The organism is Streptomonospora salina (assembly GCF_014204715.1).
Taxonomy (GTDB): domain Bacteria; phylum Actinomycetota; class Actinomycetes; order Streptosporangiales; family Streptosporangiaceae; genus Streptomonospora; species Streptomonospora salina.
In genome coordinates this window covers 2,423,047-2,442,561 of the sequence record NZ_JACHLY010000001.1, presented here as the reverse complement: position 1 = coordinate 2,442,561, position 19,515 = coordinate 2,423,047, and the positions used below count along the sequence as shown (strand labels likewise).

The window sequence follows — 19,515 nt, the reverse complement described above, 5'->3', positions numbered from 1 at the left end:
GGTGGCCTCCCTCAGTCCAGCGGTGTCGCTTCGCTCCACACGCGCTCGAAGCTCTCCAGGTACGTGCTCACCATGCCACCGCCGGCGATGTGGCGCAGGTGGAAGACCGGCGCATTGGCGGCCGGTGCACCGTAGACGTGGGTGTTGACGAGGAGTTGCTCGTCGGCGCGGTAGATCGAGTTGTACAGGGTGGTCCGGTGCAGCCGGAACTCGACGTTGTCCACGCTGCGCAGCTCCTTGTACAGGACGATCACGTTGCGGATCTTGGCGGCCATGGCCTCGTCGATGCCCTCGTCCGCGCCGCGCTGGGCCACGGCCGGGCTGTCGGGATCGCCGAGCAGGAACCGCACACGCACGCCGGCCTCGGCCTTCTGCCTGAGTAGGCGGTGCATGTCGCCGTCCTCGGCGAGAAAGAAGCCGCTGTAGACCAGGACGCCGATCTCCTCTTGCGCGCGCTCGAAGAGCCGCTTCCACGCGTCGCGCGGCACGGTCCACCGGTGCGGGTGCACGGTGAGGATCTCGCTCTCGGACGCCTCGGCGGTCTGCTCGGGGCTGAGGGCCTTGGGCCAGAGGAACGTCTCGTCCACGCCCAAGCGGGCGGCGACGTCGTAGCGGTGGCGCCGGTACGGGGTGCGGTCGCGGCCGATCCACCGTTCGACCGTCTTGGCGTCCACGCCGACGTCCTCGGCCAGATCTGCGGGCGTGAGTCCGCGCTCTAGCAGCGCGGCGCGCAACCTCTCGTTCGGCATGTGCCCCGTGTTCGCAGGACGTCTAAGGACGCGCTCACAGTACCGAGACGTCCCGAACACGTCCAGCCATGTAGTGATCCCGTCCCGGGCGTGTGCCGGATGCTTGTACACGTCTGAAGGTACCGGCCGACCGGGGCCGAGAAGCGACCGATCCGCAGAGGAGACATGAGCGATGCGCTATCCCTCGCATACTGAGATCGATACATGCTATACATGTCTCGGTTCTCGTTCGCAGGGCTGCACGCTCCTGCGGGCGGCGAACGTCGCTGTCCCGCAGTCGGGTCTATGAACAGGAGAAACACGATGGCGATTCAGGGTGCGCTGCCGGTGGAGTTCGGCACGGTGTTCCCGCACGGCGCTTACGCGCTCGGCGTTGAGCAGATCACCGACTTCGAGACCAAGCGTCCGGTCGTGGAGACGCCGGGCATCTTCACCGGGTGGCTCTGGCGCTTCCTGCGGGCTCTCGTGCTGCTGCCGCTCCAGTTCCCCGTCTCCGTCGCCGTCGTGGCCTGCTCGGTTGCGGCCTACGTGCTGATCGGATGGGTCGGGGTGGCGGTGCTGTGGACGGTGGCCGACCTCGGGCTTCTGGCGTGGTGGCGGCGCCGGCCGGGCTCCTTCAAGGCGCACGTGGCGCTGCGGGCGTTGGCGACCTGGCGCCGGTTCTGGATCTACCGCCGCCACTGGCAACCCGTCCTCGTCGTCTCCGGCCTGGCCGAGTCCTACCTGGAAGCCAGTACCTGCCCCAGATCCGGGGCGTCACCTGCTCGGCCTGGGCGGACCGGCTGCGGTGGGTCCTGGACTCGCTCGGCGTGGATCCCGTCCCCGACGCGCTCGGGACATCGCCGACGCGTTGGGGGAGCGGGCAGCCGACGAGCTGAAGCGTTCGGGCGACTCCGGCGACCCTGACGGATCGACCGACAGTGACGACGGCGATCCGCCGACCGCCGGGGCGCCCGTCTGAGCTTCTGGCAAGAAACTGGCACGCGGCCCGTTTCCAGCCCTACCAAAAGCTAAGGCCAGGCCCCCGGGAAATCCCGTCTGACCTGGCCTTTCGCATGATCTGAGCGGATGACGGGAATCGAAGACTGCAGGGGGAATGCGCTGACCTGCGAGTATTCGAGTATCCCCAGGTTGTGGGCGAGGCGCGGTCCGAGTTGTGCGCGGTTGCGCCGGGATGGATAGCGAGATGTGCACCCTGGTGGTGCACGACCTTTTCCGACCTCGTGCACCCTCCGGGTGCACCAGCCCTTCGATCGCCTCGGGGTCATATTGGATGATCGCTGGCATGGCAGCGCCACACGGCGGGTCGGCCAGTAGGCTGGGCTGTCGGCGCAGCCCGTTGTGTGGCGGACTTCGGAACCGGAAGCTCTCATGGATTCCCGGGGAGGTTCCGAAGTAGGTTCCTTCCTGAGTGGGTGGGTATGTCCGTTCTTTCTTTACCGCGTGGTGCGGAGGGTATTGGTGTTTTCCCTACTCAAGCGCTGTGGCGGTTGCCGTCCGCGGCGGCCGAGGATCGCAACTCGGGGGTGTGCCCGCCTCCCCGCCCCGGCTCGGGTGTGGCGGTTGCCGTCCGCGGCGGCCGAGGATCGCAACGCCAACCGCAACGACCCCACCAACGAAACCAAGTCCGGTGGCGGTCGCTGTCCGCGGCGGCTGCCCCAAGGTTGGTGTTGGTATTCGGCGTGTGCAGGAAGGAGACTCGGCGACATGTCCCCTGAGAGGAGTACGAGGAGGCTCGACAGCGCCGAGACAGGCCATCTGACATCGATGACACCGCCCCGAGCCTGATCCGAGCCAGGTATCCGGTCTCCGGAAAGAGGGGGACCTTGCCGGCCCACCCTCCCCGGTATCCGACTGCGGTCATCTGGCCAGCCTGGCACGGTTGCACCACGAGCGCGATCGCGTTACCTCTGGGGCTTCCCACTGATATAAGAAACTGCGGAACTAATCAGTCAGAGAGGAAGACCGTGGACAGCGTTCTCGACAGTGATCCGCTAAAGGGATCCAGAAGCGGAACTTTGCAGCTAAGACCCCAACGTGCGGCATGGCTAATTCCTGAAGGCGACTGGCCATACTTGGAGTCTTTGATTGAATACTTAAGCCAAGCATGGGGCGGAGTCAGTGACATATTTGTGCCATTCGATTGTGAAGACGGATATGTCCCTAGTTCGTATCGAAGAATTCTCTGTCAAAGCGAATTGGAAACCCTCATACGCCCTAAGCACGTCTCTTTAGCGAGCGACTCTCACGCTTCATTAGAGTCCTTGAGCGAGGACACAAGGCTTCCTCTAACGACCAGGACAATTAAGTATCCAGCCCTGGCTGTAGCTGCATCACGCGGCCCCGAACGCCTCAGTTCAATCACTTCATCGACTACTCAGGACGACCGATGGTCCCTTTCCTATCTCGTTTCTTGCGGCCGGTTGCCTGCGAAGCCGGACTCAAAAACACTCTCCATATTCTCTCTTAGAGAAGACCTTTCATTCGATGACTGCATAGGCGTCTCCCGTGAGGTGGTGAAAGATCCAGGTATTGTAGATCTGGCACGCCGTCTCCGGGAACCATCACCCATCGATTTGAGCCTTTTAGGACTAGCTCGACATTCTCGGTCTAGGAGGATAAACGCCCTAGATGGCTGGTTGAGGGAACGTGCTATATGGGCACGACAAAATACGCTGGATTGGATCGTTCTATATGAAGAGCACAACATTCATGACGCATGTCTACTCTGGAATTTGAGAGGAGTCCTCGGCTGGCCTCCGGGATTCCCCATTGGAATCCCATACGTGAGGGGGTGTGATGGACGCGTAGACGTGGATGAGGTGGCAGGGTTAATCAATCAGGCTACAACGGAAATGGAACATTTTCTTCCTGAGTTGGCTGTATCCTCCTGGAGCATTTCTAGCGATGAGCTTGGAAATCTTGCTAGAGAAATCCACAGCCGTGGCGTTAGCGTCGATTTTCGTCCTGCCGACGAAGCTCTTATCGAGAGTTCGCCAGCATCACGGGACTCTGTTGCCGCGCTAACATTAGAGAATGGCCAATCCCTGGTCGCGACACGCACTGAGGAAGACAGGGAATGGCTGCGAGTAAGTAGGCAGCGGAGCGTACCTCTGGAGCTCAACGTCCGAATAGAGAATCACCCGATTCCGTCTTCGGTGGTATTGAGAAACCCAAGAAACTTGTACCGATACGGTGGATCCGGAGTAATCGTGTCGGCAATCAAGGACGAGGTTACCAGAGTCGTATGGCCACACAAATGGACCATGCTGGAAGCTGTAGCGAACCAACATGGGATAAAGGTTGAGGAGTCAGATAACGGGCGCAATGCTCTCGCGCTAATTAGGCTAGCTGGAGGGCCCGGCGGGTTGCGGTGGTTGTGCCATCGACAGATCTTAAAATTGCTCACGGACACTGCTGCTAGTACTTCGATGAGTTGGTGGAAAAAAAGGTCGCTCCAGCAAGCACAAGCTGTGGCGAACGCTCAGGAAGATCCCAACAGTGCAATGGAGGAATTGAAGCAGCTGATCGGAGAGGTTAATGTATCCCACGACTCTGAAACATCCGGAACATTCACATACAGCCAGATCTGTCAGGCGTTAGGTGATAAAAATACAGCAGAAGCTTGGCTCCGTTGGGCTGAGACGAGCAATATGATAAGACGCCTTGGGAAGATTAAATGTGAACATTGTCGATACGAAATGCGCTGGTACCTGGAGCAAACGCCGCTTCCTGTCACTTGCATGATATGTGGCAGGTCAGTAAGCAGGCCATTCGGTCCTACCGGACTCGCGTTTCACTATTCATTGGCAGAGCCGCTGCGCCGTTCGATCGATGATGACTCGATCTACCACTCATTAATAATGCGCTGGATCGTTGCAATCTATCAGGCGGGGAACGGGGAGCTTGTGGGTGCTCATCCAGGAGTAAACTTTTACGATAATGGAAAGCTGATAGGTGAGGCCGATATTGTATTGCTCTTTTCGGATGGTCGTGTTGTGCCCGTCGAAGTAAAGCGTAGCGGGCGCCAACTAATCCAGGGGGAGGTTGATAAGCTACGTGTTATTGCAAACCTTTTTGACTCACCTTCTATTATTCTTGGATCGGGAGAAGCGTCGGACAAGTGCAGTGAAGCTTTGCAATATGATAAAGGTGATGGAAGGTGTCGCGTAATTACATCAGAGTATTGGATGAACCCGCAGCCCAGTCCTGCGCTAGGGTGGAAGCACATTCCCGACTGGAGTCAAATTTCGGGTGGGCAGAATCCAAGTCTTGAAGACCATGAAGAGAGATATAGCAGGATGCTGGTGGAGTTCGACAAACGAGGACTTGGCCAATTTGATCCCGTGCGACAAATCCTTGATTAATGGGGTTCTAGGCTAACTGGTCTCATTGGCTTCTCTTTTGGGATTTCGAGGCGTTTGGCAGGGAACGGTGACTTTGCTCAGGTTGTTGCCAGGGTGGTTTCAAATTCGGGATAGGTGAGGGCAACGCTGGTCACAGCATCATAGCGGTGCAGGAAATGCCCGAAAACGCAACAACGGAGCCACTAGAAGAACAGGGGCTCCTACATCTCTGACTTTCAAGGGACTCCGTTGCGGTTCCAATCTGCCACGTCCGCCATCGCTGGAATCGCGCTATCGCCCCGCCGCCTCTGCCGCCCGGAAACAGCGCCCCCTCGCGACCAGGGCGATTTCATTCTCTGAACCGGCTGGCGTAGGTACTGGTCACGCGATCCCGAGGAGGTCGAGCGGGCGGGTGAAGCAGTCGTAGCCCACCCACCGGTAGGACGCGGGGACACTCGCGAACCCCAGCCCGCTCAGCAGGCCGATCGCGAGATCGCGCAGCAGCGCCATGTTCTGCGGTGCGTTGCCCGTGCGCACCCGCGAGGCGTCCTCACCGAAGCTCACGTCGCGGATGTAGTGGCGGGCCTCGATACGCCAGTGGCCGCGCACCGAGTGCGCCAACTCCCCGGCCGTGACGCACTCGGCCGACAGGCTCGTGACCAGGTAGGCATAGCTGCGTCTCACCCGGCCCGTGGAGGCGGTGCGCACCCACCGGTGCACCCGCACCACCTGCGCAGCGTGGGGGAACGCGATCCGCGGCGCGGTGAGCACCGTGGCGGTACGCACCTCCGTTCTGCCGTGCGCGCGCTCGCGGGTGGCCTCCAACACCGGCGCCTGCGCCCACGGAAGCGCCTTGACTCGGGCGAACAGTGTGGGCTGGTTGGCCTTGACGGTCAGCAGATAGTCCGCGCCGCGCCCGACCGGATGCTCGGCGGTGGGCCTCTGGGTGTGCAGAGCATCGGCGCTGATCACCCGTCCGGCCACATCGAGCCCGGCGTGGGCGGTTGCCGGTCGTCCGCGGCGGCCGCGGGTCAGAAGGTTGGGAGTTCGAATCCTCCCGAGCGCGCCGTTTGACCCAGTACCGGGTGTTGCCGCTGTTCAGGCGGCGCTTTTCGATGATTGCCATGGGGCGCCCCTCCTTCGGGGCGGCGCGGATGCGGAGGGAATCGGGGGAAGAACCTCTGAGGTTCTCGAAGGTTCTCCGGGCCGGCGGTGTTGCCGGCGCCCCGGGGCCTGCAGGGCCGTCCGATCGCTTGCGGGGTCGTCGGCGGGGATCCATGCGTGGGGCGGGGAGGTGGGTGGGCCGGTCGGTAGGCTGAGGTGTCGGCGCGGCCCGTTGTGTGGCGGGCTTCGGAACCGGAAGCTCTCATGGATTTCCGGGGAGGTTCCGAAGTAGGTTCCTTCCTGAGTGGGTGAGTATGTCCGTTCCCGTTGGCCTGTGCAGTGGGGATCGTATTGGCGTTTCGCCTGTTCAGGCGCTGTGTCGGTCGCCGTAAGCGGCGGCCGAGGGTCGCAACGGGTTCTGGGCGTAGACCTCGCGGGCCCGCTGCTGGTGGCGGTCGCCGTCCGCGGCGGGAGGATCGCACCACATCTACGACCACCGCGGACAGGTTACGCAAGCAGTGGTGATAGCTGTCCGCGGCAGCAGAGTTCCGCTTCTCGCCGCCCTGCAGTAGTGCGGCGAGAAGCGGAGAACCATCAGCGGCGGAACAGCGGCAGCAGGCGGTCGAGGACGCGCAGGGCCGCGCTACGGCGCGTGGCCTTGCGCGACCAGACCGCCGGCATCACTACACCGAAGAAGACCAACACGGTCACGAAGACGGCGTAGCCGGTAAGACCTAACCAGTTGCCGGACATCGGATGGGCGAGCGCCAAGTCAGCGATGACGGGCTTGGTCTCCCCTGCCACGAGACCGGCGTCCCAGGGATCGTGTCCTGATCCAGGCGGAATGGCTAGACTCCATCTCACCTGCAACCTCCTATGTGGTTGTTGTTTCGAGGTAAGGACGGCCTCCCGTTGCAGCGGGGGGCCGTCGCCGTTTCTGGCTGGCCCCTACGGCCGTCCTGATGCCCCGCCGTGCAAGGGATGGAGCCCGGTGGGGTGACTCCGAGACTCTAGCGCCAACAGCCGTTCTTCGCATCACTCTTCAGAGAAGAGGTAGTCCTGCTACTGTCGCCCCAAGGGCTGCGGCGCCACGGACCATCCTCAGGGTGCAGGTGCCGCAGAGGATCGGAACTCTGATGAGTGCAGAGGCGCGATAGCGCATGGGCGGGCGGCTTCACTATGGGTGGGGTCGCCCGCAAATTCCCAGGTTGTAGGCGAGTTTGAGTAAACACCAGCGGCTGCCTGCGGCCTGAGCTACTGTTCCGGTCGATCGAACACACGAGCGATTCAGAGCGGGCTCATGGACCTTCTCGGCCACAGCGCCAACGGCGACGGGCAGCGCCACCTGCTCGTCGATCATCTCCGCGGAACCGAGCTGCGGGCCCACCGGTACGGCGACCGGTTCGGTGCGGGGGAGGCCGCCGGCTACCTCGGCCGTGTTCACGACGTCGGCAAAGGGACCTGCGCCTGGCAGGACGGGCTTCTTCGTGCTGAGCCGACCAACGGCCGTGTGGGGATTCCGCACAAGCACGCGGGCACCCTGCTGGCCCAGCAAGCGGGCCTCGGTCCGCTGGCCGGTGTGGTGTTCGGCCACCACGGGGGGCTGGTCTCCCGACCTGGCCTGAAGGAAGAGCTGCAGGCGGCCCGTGGCGACGGAGAGCATGCGGCCTCGGTGCAGGAGGCCATCGACCGAGTCGCCCAGGTGATGCCCGAGATCCTCGACGGGCCCGGCCTGCCCGGTTGGGTCCGGGACGCCTACGCCCAGGACCCGCTGGTGCTGGACGTGCTGGTGCGCATGGTCTTCAGCGCGGTGGTCGATGCCGACCGGCTCGACACCGCCGAGCACATAGACGGTCTCGCCCGCCCGGATCATCCGGTAGCGGCCCTCGACTTGGCCGATCGCTTCGAGAAGGCCCGCCAAGAACTGCTTGCCGACCGGTCGCCGTCCCCCGTGGACGGCGACCGGGCCTACGTCTACGAGCGGGCCGTCTCCGCAGCCGACGGCCCGCAGGGCATGTACCGGCTGCCCGCGCCCACCGGGTCGGGCAAAACGATCGCCGCTGGCGGGTTCGCGTTGAACCACGCCCGCCGTCACGGGTTGGGCCGGGTGATCGTGGCGGTGCCGTTCATGACGGTGACCGAGCAGAACGCCGACGTCTACCGCGGCCTGCTGGAAGCCGAGGGAGAACCGCCTGCGGTTCTGGAGCACCACAGCGGAATCGACCTGGACGCCGAAGCCGCCGCGGGGCGCCGGTGGGCCAAGCTGGCCGCGGAGAACTGGGACGCCCCCTTCGTCGTGACGACCACAGTGCGCTTGTTCGAGTCCCTGTTCGACCGCCGCCCCGAGGCGATGCGGCGCCTGCACCGGCTGGCGGGCTCGGTGATCGTGCTGGACGAGGTCCAATCCCTGCCCGACGCCATGCTCGTGCCGATCCTGTCGATGCTGCGCACGCTCACCGACCACTTCGGGGTCACGGTGCTGCTGGCCTCGGCCACCCAGCCGGCGTTCTTCGAGCTGTCGCCGCTGAAGGACATTGCCGCCCGCGAGGTGATCGCCGAGCCCAAGCCGCTTTATAACCGCCTGGCCCGGGTGAACTACCGCTGGTGGACGGATCCGGCCCCCACCGCCGACCAGTTGGCCCGCACCGTGGCCGGCAAGCCCGCGGTGCTGACCGTCTGCAACACCACCACCCAGGCGCAACGGATCCACACCCTGGTCCAGGAGCACCGCGACGGCGACGAGCCGGTGCGGCACCTGTCCACGCGCATGGTCGCCCGCCACCGCAGGGAGACCATCGCCGAGATCGCCGAACTCAACCGCACCGCAACCCCGGTCGCGGTAGTCTCCACCCAACTGGTGGAGGCCGGGGTCGACCTGGACTTCCCCGACGTTTTTCGCGCCTATGCCCCCGCCGAGGCGCTGCAGCAGGCCGCCGGCCGCTGCAACCGGTCGGGCCGACGCGAGCGCGGCACCGTCACGATCTTCGAACTCGCCCACGACGACGGCGACGGCCAGTCCAGCGGCGGCGAGTTCATCTACGGACCCCTGCTGGGGATCACCCGCATGTTCTTCGGCGACGGACTCGCCTGGCCGGACGACCCTGAGGCGCTCCACGAGTACTACGTCGAGCGGTTCAAGCAGACCAACGTCGAGACCAAGGGCCGGCAGATCCAGAAAGCCCGCCAGGACGGCGACTTCCCCCGCGTGGCCGAGCTGTTCGAGATGATCCGCGACGTGACCGTGCCCGTGGTCTGCGTGCCGGACCGCTACGCCCAAGAGCGCAAACGCATCGGCGGCATCCTGCGCGCCCTGCGCGAAGGAGCACCGGCCGGGCACCTGATGCGCGAACTGCGCCCCTACATGGCGACCCTGCCCCGGGGCTACGTCACCGGCAAAGCCGCCGGACTCATGGTTCCTGTCGTCGGCGACCTGTACGAGTGGATCGGCGACTACGACAAGCAGCGCGGCATCGAAATCGCCGACACCAAGGAGAGCCAGTTTTGACCACACCCCCCGCAGGGACACCGCCGCTGGCGGTGGAGGTGGAGGGCCCCTTCGCCTGCTTCACCCGCCCCGAGTTCAAGACCGAACGGCTGAGCTACCCCGTCATGACGCCTTCGGCGGCCAAAGGGCTGCTGGAGGCGATCTTCTGGAAGCCGGAGTTCACCTACCGCATCGAGCGCATCGAAGTCCTCAAACCCGTCCAATGGTTCTCCGTGCGCCGCAACGAGGTCGACCAGACCACCTCGGGCGACTGGGTGCGCCGCGCCATGACCGACCCGGCCACCCGGTTCGACGCCGAAGCCAACCGCGACCAGCGCCACATGAAAGGCCTGCGGGACGTGGCCTACCGGATTGTCACCGACATCCGCCTGAACCCCCACGCCGACGCCCACCCGGCCAAGTACCGCGACCAGTTCCGCCGCCGCGTCGAGCGCGGCGCCTGCTTCTCCCAGCCGTTCCTGGGCACGCGCGAGTTCTCCGCCGCCTTCGCCAAACCCGGCGACCGTGCGCCCATCTCCGACAGCGAGGACCTGGGCGTGATGCTGCACAGCATCGACTACTCCGGCAAACGCGAAACCTACCGCTGGTTCCACGCCTCCATGGTCGAGGGCGTGGTCCACGTCCCCGAACAGGGCGCCGAACTGCCCGGCTCCCCGGCCGCGCGCACCGGCGGACGGGGGTAACGACGTGCTACTCAAAGCCCTGGCCGACCACGCTCCCCACATGGCGGACCTGCCCCCGACCAACTACCGGCCCCGCACTGTGCGCTGGTGCCTCACCATCGACACCGACGGCGAGCCCGTGCTGCGCGGCGCCGACGGCCGCCCGCAGCTGAACGACCTGGCCGATGCCGAGCACCGCAACGGCATCGTGCTCAACGCCCCCTACGTCTACCGCTCCGGCGCCAAACCCCCGCCCATGCTGCTGGTCGACACCCTCGAATACGTCGTCGCCGCCGCCAAAAACACCACCCCCAAAGCCCAGGAAGAGGCGCTGCGCCGCAACGACGCCTACATCGACCTGCTGCGCGCCTGGGCCCGCGACGCCGGAGACGATCCCGCCGCCCGCGCGGTACTGGCCTGCTTCGACCAGGGCCGCCACCGCACCGTGGCCCTACCCGACGGCGCCAAACCCTCCGACGTGGTCGCCGTCAGCGTCCACGGCCACGACTGGCCCCACCTGGGCGCAGCCGCCCAGGAAGCCTGGCGCGCCACCGTCACCGCCCGCAAAAGCGGACGCGCCGGCAGCGGGAGGTGCCTGTCCTGCGGACACGAGCGCCCGCTGCTGGACTCACTGCCCGAACCGGTCAAGGCCGGGCTCATCCCGGTGGCCACCGGCCGCGGGCGCGACGCCCAACTGGTCTCGGTCAACACCTCCGCCCAGGGCCGCGGCGGCCGCATCCAGCTCGCCGACATCCCCCTGTGCGAGGAGTGCGGCGCCCGTTCCACCGCCGTGCTCAACGCCCTGCTGGCCGAGCGCTCCCACCGCTACCGCATGCCCGACTCGGTCATCGTGTGGTGGCTCAAAGACCCGGTCGAGCTGCCGCTGATGGACGTGCTGCTCAACGCCGAACCCCAAGACGTGGCCGCCGTCTTCGCCGAACTCGAGAAACCCCGGCGCGGCCGCAGCGCCGAGGACATCGAGGCCAACCGGTTCTACGCCGCCACACTCGCGGCCAACCAGAGCCGGGTCGTGGTGCGCGAGTGGATCGACATCGCCCTCGAACAGGCACTGCAGCGTGTGGCCGCCTGGTTCCGCGACCACGAGATCCAGCCCTGGCGCAGCGACGCCCCGCGTCCGGTGCCCGTGTGGCTGATGGCGCGCTGCCTGGGCCGGGGCCAGGACACCAACGAGGGATGGCGCTACACCAAGGACACCGAACCCCAAGACGCCCACCGGCGCCTACTGGGCGCGGCCCTGCACACCACACCTCCGCCGTTCGCGCTGCTGACCCACCTCCACCAGCGCATCGGCGCCGACGGCCGCATCGACCACGCCCGCGCCGCCCTGCTGCGCCTGGCCTACAACCGCACATTCGCCACCGAACACGGAAAGGTGCCCCCGGTGCTCGACGAGGAACGCACAGAGTCGGCCTATGTGGCCGGGCGCCTGTTCGCGGTACTGGAGTCCCTGCAGTACCGCGCCCTGCGCAACCCCGAAACCGGCGAAGGACCCAACAGCACCATCGCCGACAAGATGCTCTCGGCCGCCAAAGCCACCCCCCGCGCCCGCATGGAACCCCTGCTGGACAAGTCCCAAGCCCACCTCCGCCGCCTGCGCACCAGCGGCCGCCCCAAGGACAAAGGCGCCCAGACCGCCTACTTCCGCACCATCTGCGACCTGCACGACCTGCTGGACGGGCCGCTGCCCGACGTCCTCGACCAAGAGGGCCAGTCCCTGTTCAGCCTGGGCTACTACCAGCAGCACGCCCACGACCAGCGCCAGCGCCGCGCCCACGCCAACGGCTCCCCCCAGGAGGACCAGTCATGACCACCCCCGCCCACCTCGACCCCGCCCGCAAGCACGACTTCGTCTTCCTCTTCGACGTGTGCGACGGCAACCCCAACGGCGACCCCGACGCCGGCGGCGCACCCCGCACCGACCCCGACACCGGCCACGGCCTCGTCACCGACGTGGCCATCAAACGCAAGATCCGCAACACCATCGCCCTGCTCAAAGACGGAGAGCCCGGCTACGACATCTACGTCGAAGCCGGGGTATCGCTGAACTCCCAGCACGAACGCGCCTACACCGCCCTTGGCTTGCAGGGCGACAAGACGGACAAGAAGCAGACCGCCGGCAACCAGCCCCGCGCCCGCGACTGGATGTGCGAGACCTTCTTCGACGTGCGCATGTTCGGCGCCGTGATGAGCACCGGCGACAAACCCGCCGGGCGCGTGCAGGGCCCGCTGCAACTCACCTTCTCCCGCTCCCTGCACCGGGTGCTGGACCAGGAGCACGGCATCACCCGCATCACCCAGACCCGCACGGCCGACACCGAGCAGGGCGAGACGACCGAGATGGGCGCCAAGCACACCGTGCCCTACGGCCTCTACCGGGGATTCGGCCACTTCAGCGCCCCGCTGGCGGGCCGCACCGGTGTCACCTCCGCCGATCTGGAGGCGTTCTGGCGGGCCATGACCATGATGTTCGAGCACGACCGCGCCGCCTCCCGCGGGGAGATGGCTCTGCGCGGGCTGTATGTGTTCACCCACGACGACGCCTTCGGCAAGGCGCCGGCCCACACCCTCTTCGACCGCCTCAATGTCACCTGGACCGACCCCGAGCACGGCGGCCCGATCCGCTCGTTCGGGAACTACAAGGTCGCGGTCGACGAGGCGGGCCTCCCGGACGGAACCAGCCTGACCACCCTGGTGGGGTGACAGCAGTGGGTGCCGAGGACCCGTGGCCGGTGCCGCTGTCGGCGCTGGAGCACTACGCCTACTGCCCCCGCCAGGCCGGCCTCATCCTGCTCGAAGACGCCTACGCCGACGACGCCGCCACCGTGCGCGGCACCCTGGCCCACCACCGCATCCACGACCCCGGACATGACAAGCGCCCGCAGGTGCGCACCCTGCGGGCGCTGCCCGTCTGGCACGACGAACTCGGACTGACCGGGGTGTGCGACGTCGTCGAAGTCCACCCCGACGGCACCGTGCTGCCCGTCGAGCACAAGTCCGGTTCCTACACGCCGGGCGGTCCCGCCGATGTCCAGGTCGCCGCGCAGGCGATGTGCCTGGAGCAGCGCATGGACACCGCCGTGCCCACCGCCGCGATCTATGCGATGGCCGACCGCCGCCGCCACACCTTGGCCGTTGACGCCTCCCTGCGCGAGCGGGTGTGTGCCACAGCCGAGGCCGTGCGCGCCGTCATGGCCCGCGAGGAGTTGCCCGCCCCGGCGGCCGATCAGCGGTGCCGCCGCTGCTCGATGAACACCGGGTGCATGCCCAAGGTCCTTGCCGGCACCCGCCGCTACAACCGGCTGCTCGCCGAGCTGTACACCCCTTCCCACGAGACGGACTGGGATGACTGAACTCCTCAACACGCTCTACGTGCAGACACCGGGCGCCTCCCTGCATCTGGACGGCGACGCCGTACGCATCGCTCTTCCCGACGGCGGGGGACCGCGCCGCACCCTGCCGCTGCTGCGGCTGGAGTCGATCGTGCTGCTGGGCAACATCAGCGTCTCCGCGCCGCTGCTGTCGCGCTGCGCCGATGACGGGCGCGCCGTGGTGTGGATGAGCCGGGGCGGCCGCTTCCGCTGCCGATTGGACGGGCCCACCCGCGGCAACGTGCTGCTGCGCCACGCCCAGCACCTGGCCCACGCCGACCCGGTGGTGCGGCTGCCGATCGCACGCGCGTGTGTCGCCGGGAAGATCCAGAACTGCCGGCAGGTCGTCCTCAAAGGCGCCCGCGATGCGGGCGATACCAAGGACGCGCTGCGCGGCATCGCCGCGGATCTGGAAGATTCGCTGGCCGCCGCCGGTGCGGCCGAGGACCTCGACGTCCTCATGGGTGTCGAGGGTGCGGCCGCGCGGTCCTACTTCGAAGCGCTGGCGATGATGATCCGCAAGGACTCCGGGCTGTCGTTTCCCGGGCGCATCAAACGCCCGCCCACCGACGGCGTCAACGCGCTGCTGTCGTTCCTCTACGGGCTGGTCCGCTCGAGCGTGCACGGCGCCTGCGAACAGGTGGGGCTGGACCCCTACGTCGGGTTCCTGCACGGCATTCGGCCGGGCAAGCCCGCACTCGCGCTGGATCTGATGGAGGAGTTCCGCCCGGCCATCGCGGACCGGTTGGCGCTGACGCTGATCAACCGGCGCCAGGTAAGCGCGGACGACTTCGAGCAGCTGGAGGGCGGTGCGGTGCAGCTGACCGAAGACGGGCGCAAGACGGTGCTGACCGCATGGCAGCAGCACCGGCAGAAAGAGCGGCCCCACCCGGTCTTGGGACGGCGTGTGGCTCACGGGCTGGTGCCGTTCGTCCAGTCCCGGCTGATGGCGCGGACCTTGCGCGAGGAACTGCCCGGATACCTGCCCTGGACGGTGTGAGATGGAACTGCTGGTCACCTACGACGTCGCCACTACAACCCCGGAGGGAGCCCAGCGCCTGCGGCAGGTCGCGAAGCTGTGCGAGGGGTATGGGATGCGGGTGCAGAAGTCGGTTTTCGAGGTGGTGTGCAGTGATGCCGACTGGGTGCGGTTGAACAATGCGTTCCAGCGCATCATCGATGATGAGGACGACAGTATCCGCGTGTATCGGATGGATCGGGGGTCGTTCAAGTCGGTGACGATCTTGGGGAGGGCCCGCCGGCTGCCGCATGATGATGCGCTGGTGCTGTAGTTGGGAACCGGAAGTGCTCATGGGATGCCGGGGAGGTTCCTAAGGATGTTTGGGGTGTCTTGGGTTTTCCTGTCCGGTTCCCATGCTTGGTTGGGCGCATGGCCTTCGGGTGTTTTCCCAGGTCGGGCGCTGTGGCGGTCGCCGTGAGCGGCGGCCGAGGATCGCAACTCCCGCCGGATCATGGGGGCGCACGCCACCACCATGTGGCGGTCGCCGTGAGCGGCGGCCGAGGATCGCAACACTTCGGCCCGGTCGTCACCCCCGCGCCCAAGGGCGAGGTGGCGGTCGCCGTGAGCGGCGGCCGAGGATCGCAACCGCTACCCGCCCAAGCGGCCCCGCAAGATGAGCCAGGTGGCGGTCGCCGTCCGCGCCGGCCGATCGAGGCGGGTAGCCAACGGCGTTCAGTGCCCGGGAGCCCCTGAATCATCCGCGTTCAGGGGCTCGGTGCCGGTGGAGCCTATGAGCCGGGATTGCTTAGTCTCGCCGCACCTTGAGTTCATGAAGGAACTGCGCCCAGGATTCTGCCGTGAAGCCGATATGGCCCAGTTCCGGGTGCTGCGTGTCGCGCATAAGGACGTCGGCGCCTTCGGCGACCTCGACACAGCTTCCCTGGGCGGTGCTGTAGCTGCTCTTGTGCCACTGGGGGTCATGCTGCGGTGTCATCGAGTTCTTCCTTGACCTTCCTGATGAAGTCGGCACTCTGCCGAGGAGACATGGCCTCCGCCTGGACAGCGCTGAAGATGGCAAGGCAGTGCTGCACCTTGACAGGGTCGTCCATGAAGATCTCGCCCTGCTGGTGCTCCGCCGATGCCGCCATGGGCCGGGTCGCGAACGAGTAGATGCGGAAGGCTCCGGAGGCGCCGGGATGGCACCCCGGGTTGGAGGGGACGACCTGGAGCCGCACCACTTCGGTCTCGATCAGGCCAAGCACGCGTTCCAGTTGACCACACAGGATCGTGCGGCTCCCAATCACCCGGGTGATGGCGGTCGCCTCGAGCACGACGTAGATCAGCGGTTGCGGGTCCTTTTCCAGGATTGCCTGGCGCTTCATCCGCGACGTCACCATCTCGTCCAGCTCCGCCGACGCCACCCAGGGCGCGGTGTCCTTGTTGGTGGCCCGCGCGTACTCCGGTGTTTGGATGAGCCCCGGAATCACGTGACTCTGGTACTCCCGGAGCTCGGACATCATCCGCTCCAGTTGACCGACCTCTTCGTACCACTCGGGCACGGCTGTCGGGGTGTTCGCCGTGTTCCATGCACGCAGAACAACACCAGACGTGCCGAAGATCCGGTCGAGTTCGCGCGCGCCAGCTTCTTGCAGACCGCGGGTGCCGCACTCCCAGGCCGAGACGGTCGACGGCACGACGCGCATCGCCTGTCCCACCTCGACCTGCGTCATTCTGGCGTCCTTGCGTGCCTTCCTGATCGCTGTGCCCAGGCGCCGCCACGCGGGGTTGGGGGTGCGGTCCATCCGAGCTCCAAGTCCACCGCGAGGTCTACCAACACGACCGATCCAACGCGATGGTGCTTCCAATCTCCACCGGCATGACCGCATCGTGACGATGTGGTGACCTGCCTAGCGGCCCTGTCCGGAAGCCTCCATGGTGTTGCGCACCGAGACACCGCCGTGACGCGTCGCAGTCGGCGCGAGAGGGACGTGATGCAGGTGAGGGCAGGACGCACGCGGGCGCAGCCAGTCGAGCACGACACACCCCCGGTGGCAGCGGAGCCGGCCGCGACCGTGTTGTCGCTGCCGCGCCGGATCCCCTCCAGCGACCCGGGTGTGCACAGCGCGTCCTTCGGTTGGGAACCGGAGCAGGTCGCAGGGGCCCGAAGCTGGGCGTGGCGGGTGACCGGCCGCGCCTACGATCGCGCACACCCGATGATGCTGGCGCTGTCGGAGCTCCACTCGAACGCGATCAAACACACGGTCTCGGGGCTGCCCGGCGGGCGGGTGCGGATCGACATCACCCTGCTGCCCCAGTCGGTCCACCTGGCCGTCACCGACCACGGACAGCGGCCGGAACAACCTCCCACCCGGCCACAGCCCTGCGCCTCCTCCGTCGACGACATCGACGAGGCCGGACGCGGACTGGCCCTGATCCAGGCCATCAGCTGCGCCTGGGGCTACTACGGCACGACCGGTCTTCCCACCACGGTCTGGGCGCTGTTCGACCGCGAACCTCGCCGCGACGGGTGAGACGCCATGGCCCCGGATGTCAGTGAGGCCGCGCAGCAGCTCCGCACCGAGGCTCACCTCCAGCACCGACTCGTTCCGCGCCGGCTGGCCTTGTGGTTCGCCCGACCGCCGGGCGCAGCCCCTCGCACCCCCGCACCGCCCCAGGAGGCATGAGCCATGGCCACAGCCAAACGACCGCCGATCCTCGTGCTCGGAACCTCGGAGCGCGTGGGATCCAACTGGGCCCTCGACTCCCTGCGCCACGCCACGATCCAGCACAACGAACCCGTGCGCCAGCAACTCGGGCGAGACCACCGACTCTCCCCCATGGCCACGGCCCCGGGACCCGAAGCGAGTGCCACCGGCCCGCTCGCCTCCTACCGGGTCACCGCGTTCCAGCACAGCACGTACTACGGCGGCCAGCATGTGATCAAGGAGACGAACCTGTACTTCACCGCTGCACCGTTTCTGCAGCTGTTCCCCGACGCTCCCGTCGTGGTGCTCACCCGCGCACCCGTCGGCGTGGCCAGCTCCTTCATCCGCGGGGCGCTGTGGAAGCGGTGGGATTACGCAGACACCTACGGCCGCGTCGCGGCGATGACGCGTCAGTACGAGCACGGCCGCTGGGCAGCGCTCCTGGCTGACGAGGCCCCACCGACGCCGGTCGCCCTCACCTGCTTGGCCGTGCTGAACGCGGCGCTGCTGGCCGAGGCCCTCGGCGACCGCGAGCACGCGCACGTGTCCTACGAAGCCGCGGTCGCCGATCGCCGTACCGCCACGGAACCCCTGACCCGGCTGGTTCCCGACGCCGGAACCGCCCTCCCGGCCGTTTCGAGCGAGCCGCCTTCCGCCGACCGCACGTTCGCCACCACCCAGAGCAAGAACCGGATCATCGCCCATCTGACGCGCGAAACCGCCGACCTGGTGGCCTCGGAGACAACGCGCTGCCTGCAGCTCGTCCGCACCATCGCCTCACCCGCGACCTCCACGACGGTGGAGCGGTGGCTGGCCGGAAACGACGCCTACACGCTCGCTGCCACCGCCACCGCCGAACCCCCGCCCCCGACGGCGCCTCCGTGTGCGCGTCGCCCACGGAACGATCCGTCCTACCTGAGGCCGACGGCCGAAGGTCTCCAGTGGCGCAACCTCCTGGTATCCAACGCCGAAATGGCGGCGTTCCTCAACGCCCTCGCCGAGGCCGGCCTGGCCAACACCCTCCACGGCGTGCACCTGCTAGCGATCCCGATGCCGCACGGTCGGGGCGGACGGTTGCGTCCCTTTCCTGAGGGGTGGCGAGTGAGCTCGGGTTACGAGCACCATCCCGCCTATTGGGTCACCTGGATCGGCGCGGCCGCCTACGCCCTGTGGGAAGGGGCGCGACTGCCGACGAGCGGAGAGTTGGATGCGTTCACCGCGGGCGCCCGCGTCGGCAACGCCGAGTACCGGGTCGGCGACGTCGACCGTGTCCATGAGCCGGATCTGGGGCCCGAGGCCGTCCACCACCGAGCCGGCAATCTCCAGGTGTGGTGCTGCGACGGGCCCGCAGACGCGGGGAAGCAGGCGCCGGTGACGCGGTACCTGCACGGAGCGGCATGGAACACACCCGCGTCCCGCCAGGAGATCACGAGGAGGCGCTCGCGCCACCTGATGGGCGCCTCCCGCGGCGTGGGAGTGCGGCTGGTCCGTGACTCCGCGACCGGCCGTCGCCGTTCGCCGGAGGAGATCGCCGATCGGGTGAACCGGTGGCTCACCCGCATGAGCGAAGAGCCACGCCGGGTGGCCGACCTCGACCGCGAGGCCGTCGCGCTTCTGGCCCCTACGTCATAGACCGATGGCCACCTTCGGCCCCATATAGGACCCGGCACCGGGGAAACCGTCCTCGACCAGCCGGGCGAAGCGCTCACTGAACCCGAGCTGCGGCAACTCTCCCGTCTTCACGAATTCCACACCGCGAATCGGGCGGGTGTCGATTCCCGTGGAGATATCGCCGAGGGTTCCGCCCACCCGATGCACCTCGAATGTCATATGCACGACGTGGACGCCCTTCTCCGGAACGATGTGGTCGCACACATAGAGGAGACGCTGGACCTCGACGTCGACGCCTGTTTCCTCCCGCATCTCGCGAACAAGGGCATCGGCAAGCGCTTCGCCTTCCTCGACCCGCCCTCCGGGCAGGCTCCACCTCCGAGGGCCATCCGTGTCCTGGTCGAGGAGTAGTACGTGCCCGTCCTCCACGAGGAGGCCCGTCACTCGTGTATCCATACCGGCACCCTAGCGAACGGAGATGAA

16 protein-coding genes and 1 pseudogene are annotated in these 19,515 nt (G+C 66.6%); 11 read left to right on the top strand and 6 right to left on the bottom strand.

Annotation, left to right across the window (positions count from 1 at the left end):
• Positions 1-11 precede the first annotated feature (11 nt).
• Complete coding sequence (locus HNR25_RS11140; RefSeq protein ID WP_184634785.1) at positions 12-749, bottom strand: DUF5919 domain-containing protein; 738 nt, start codon at positions 747-749, stop codon at positions 12-14.
• 303 nt (positions 750-1,052) lie between these two features.
• On the opposite strand from HNR25_RS11140, the pseudogene HNR25_RS11135 reads away from it, so the two are divergent.
• Together HNR25_RS11135 and HNR25_RS11130 are read left to right on the top strand one after the other, a co-directional pair.
• Positions 1,053-1,166 (top strand): annotated as a pseudogene (locus HNR25_RS11135) (plasmid replication, integration and excision activator); the annotation flags it as partial.
• Positions 1,167-3,562: 2,396 nt separating this feature from the next.
• The gene (locus tag HNR25_RS11130; RefSeq protein ID WP_184634783.1) at positions 3,563-5,116 is read left to right on the top strand and encodes a hypothetical protein; all 1,554 of its coding nucleotides are present in this window, start codon (positions 3,563-3,565) and stop codon (positions 5,114-5,116) included.
• A gap of 360 nt (positions 5,117-5,476) precedes the next feature.
• On the opposite strand, the gene HNR25_RS11125 is transcribed toward HNR25_RS11130, so the two are convergent.
• Together HNR25_RS11125 and HNR25_RS11120 are read right to left on the bottom strand one after the other, a co-directional pair.
• Positions 5,477-6,079 carry an ISAs1 family transposase gene (locus HNR25_RS11125; RefSeq protein ID WP_312862487.1) on the bottom strand — a complete coding sequence of 201 codons (603 nt, stop codon included), beginning with the start codon at positions 6,077-6,079 and terminating at the stop codon, positions 5,477-5,479.
• Between the two features lie 714 nt (positions 6,080-6,793).
• Complete coding sequence (locus tag HNR25_RS11120; protein WP_184639731.1) at positions 6,794-7,003, bottom strand: hypothetical protein; 210 nt, start codon at positions 7,001-7,003, stop codon at positions 6,794-6,796.
• A gap of 496 nt (positions 7,004-7,499) precedes the next feature.
• Between HNR25_RS11120 and cas3 the strand changes: the two genes are divergently transcribed.
• Genes cas3 through cas2 form a run of 7 tightly spaced genes read left to right on the top strand, consistent with a single transcriptional unit; the run spans position 7,500 to position 15,047 of the window.
• On the top strand, positions 7,500-9,704 hold the full coding sequence (gene cas3, locus HNR25_RS11115; protein ID WP_184634779.1) for a CRISPR-associated helicase Cas3': 2,205 nt from the start codon (positions 7,500-7,502) through the stop codon (positions 9,702-9,704).
• On the top strand, positions 9,701-10,387 hold the full coding sequence (gene cas5c, locus HNR25_RS11110) for a type I-C CRISPR-associated protein Cas5c (protein WP_246463610.1): 687 nt from the start codon (positions 9,701-9,703) through the stop codon (positions 10,385-10,387). Before cas3 ends, cas5c begins: the two co-directional genes overlap by 4 nt.
• A gap of 4 nt (positions 10,388-10,391) precedes the next feature.
• Positions 10,392-12,194: a type I-C CRISPR-associated protein Cas8c/Csd1 gene (gene cas8c / locus HNR25_RS11105; protein WP_184634777.1), complete on the top strand. Its 1,803-nt coding sequence runs from the start codon at positions 10,392-10,394 to the stop codon at positions 12,192-12,194.
• Positions 12,191-13,087 carry a type I-C CRISPR-associated protein Cas7/Csd2 gene (cas7c, locus tag HNR25_RS11100; RefSeq protein ID WP_184634775.1) on the top strand — a complete coding sequence of 299 codons (897 nt, stop codon included), beginning with the start codon at positions 12,191-12,193 and terminating at the stop codon, positions 13,085-13,087. The genes cas8c and cas7c overlap by 4 nt, the downstream gene beginning before the upstream one ends.
• Positions 13,084-13,737 carry a CRISPR-associated protein Cas4 gene (cas4, locus tag HNR25_RS11095; protein WP_184634773.1) on the top strand — a complete coding sequence of 218 codons (654 nt, stop codon included), beginning with the start codon at positions 13,084-13,086 and terminating at the stop codon, positions 13,735-13,737. Before cas7c ends, cas4 begins: the two co-directional genes overlap by 4 nt.
• A complete protein-coding gene (gene cas1c / locus HNR25_RS11090; RefSeq protein ID WP_184634771.1) occupies positions 13,730-14,755 on the top strand; it encodes a type I-C CRISPR-associated endonuclease Cas1c in 1,026 nt (341 codons plus the stop codon). The genes cas4 and cas1c overlap by 8 nt, the downstream gene beginning before the upstream one ends.
• Position 14,756: 1 nt before the next feature.
• The gene (gene cas2 / locus HNR25_RS11085; protein ID WP_184634769.1) at positions 14,757-15,047 is read left to right on the top strand and encodes a CRISPR-associated endonuclease Cas2; all 291 of its coding nucleotides are present in this window, start codon (positions 14,757-14,759) and stop codon (positions 15,045-15,047) included.
• Positions 15,048-15,521: 474 nt separating this feature from the next.
• On the opposite strand, the gene HNR25_RS11080 is transcribed toward cas2, so the two are convergent.
• Positions 15,522-15,710 (bottom strand): DUF397 domain-containing protein, encoded by a 189-nt coding sequence (locus HNR25_RS11080; protein WP_184634759.1) that lies wholly within the window; start codon positions 15,708-15,710, stop codon positions 15,522-15,524.
• Complete coding sequence (locus HNR25_RS11075) at positions 15,694-16,518, bottom strand: helix-turn-helix domain-containing protein (protein WP_184634757.1); 825 nt, start codon at positions 16,516-16,518, stop codon at positions 15,694-15,696. The genes HNR25_RS11080 and HNR25_RS11075 overlap by 17 nt, the downstream gene beginning before the upstream one ends.
• A 246-nt stretch (positions 16,519-16,764) precedes the next feature.
• On the opposite strand from HNR25_RS11075, the gene HNR25_RS11070 reads away from it, so the two are divergent.
• Entirely contained in the window at positions 16,765-17,247 is a 483-nt protein-coding gene (locus tag HNR25_RS11070) for an ATP-binding protein (RefSeq protein ID WP_184634755.1), read from the top strand.
• 156 nt (positions 17,248-17,403) lie between these two features.
• Positions 17,404-19,053, top strand: coding sequence for an SUMF1/EgtB/PvdO family nonheme iron enzyme (locus HNR25_RS11065; protein ID WP_184634752.1), 1,650 nt, complete (start codon positions 17,404-17,406; stop codon positions 19,051-19,053).
• Here HNR25_RS11065 and HNR25_RS11060 read toward each other — a convergent pair.
• On the bottom strand, positions 19,048-19,488 hold the full coding sequence (locus tag HNR25_RS11060; RefSeq protein ID WP_221457508.1) for an NUDIX domain-containing protein: 441 nt from the start codon (positions 19,486-19,488) through the stop codon (positions 19,048-19,050). The genes HNR25_RS11065 and HNR25_RS11060 overlap by 6 nt on opposite strands.
• Between the last annotated feature and the right edge of the window lie 27 nt (positions 19,489-19,515).

Excerpts from the sequence above, each read along its gene's own strand:
- HNR25_RS11075 (WP_184634757.1), bottom strand. The coding sequence starts at position 16,518 with ATGGACCGCACCCCCAACCCCGCGTGGCGGCGCCTGGGCACAGCGATC.
- HNR25_RS11080 (WP_184634759.1), bottom strand. The coding sequence starts at position 15,710 with ATGACACCGCAGCATGACCCCCAGTGGCACAAGAGCAGCTACAGCACC.
- cas1c (WP_184634771.1), top strand. The coding sequence starts at position 13,730 with ATGACTGAACTCCTCAACACGCTCTACGTGCAGACACCGGGCGCCTCC.
- cas3 (WP_184634779.1), top strand. The coding sequence starts at position 7,500 with ATGGACCTTCTCGGCCACAGCGCCAACGGCGACGGGCAGCGCCACCTG.
- HNR25_RS11140 (WP_184634785.1), bottom strand. The coding sequence starts at position 749 with ATGCCGAACGAGAGGTTGCGCGCCGCGCTGCTAGAGCGCGGACTCACG.
- HNR25_RS11060 (WP_221457508.1), bottom strand. The coding sequence starts at position 19,488 with ATGGATACACGAGTGACGGGCCTCCTCGTGGAGGACGGGCACGTACTA.
- cas2 (WP_184634769.1), top strand. The coding sequence starts at position 14,757 with ATGGAACTGCTGGTCACCTACGACGTCGCCACTACAACCCCGGAGGGA.
- cas7c (WP_184634775.1), top strand. The coding sequence starts at position 12,191 with ATGACCACCCCCGCCCACCTCGACCCCGCCCGCAAGCACGACTTCGTC.
- HNR25_RS11065 (WP_184634752.1), top strand. The coding sequence starts at position 17,404 with ATGGCCACAGCCAAACGACCGCCGATCCTCGTGCTCGGAACCTCGGAG.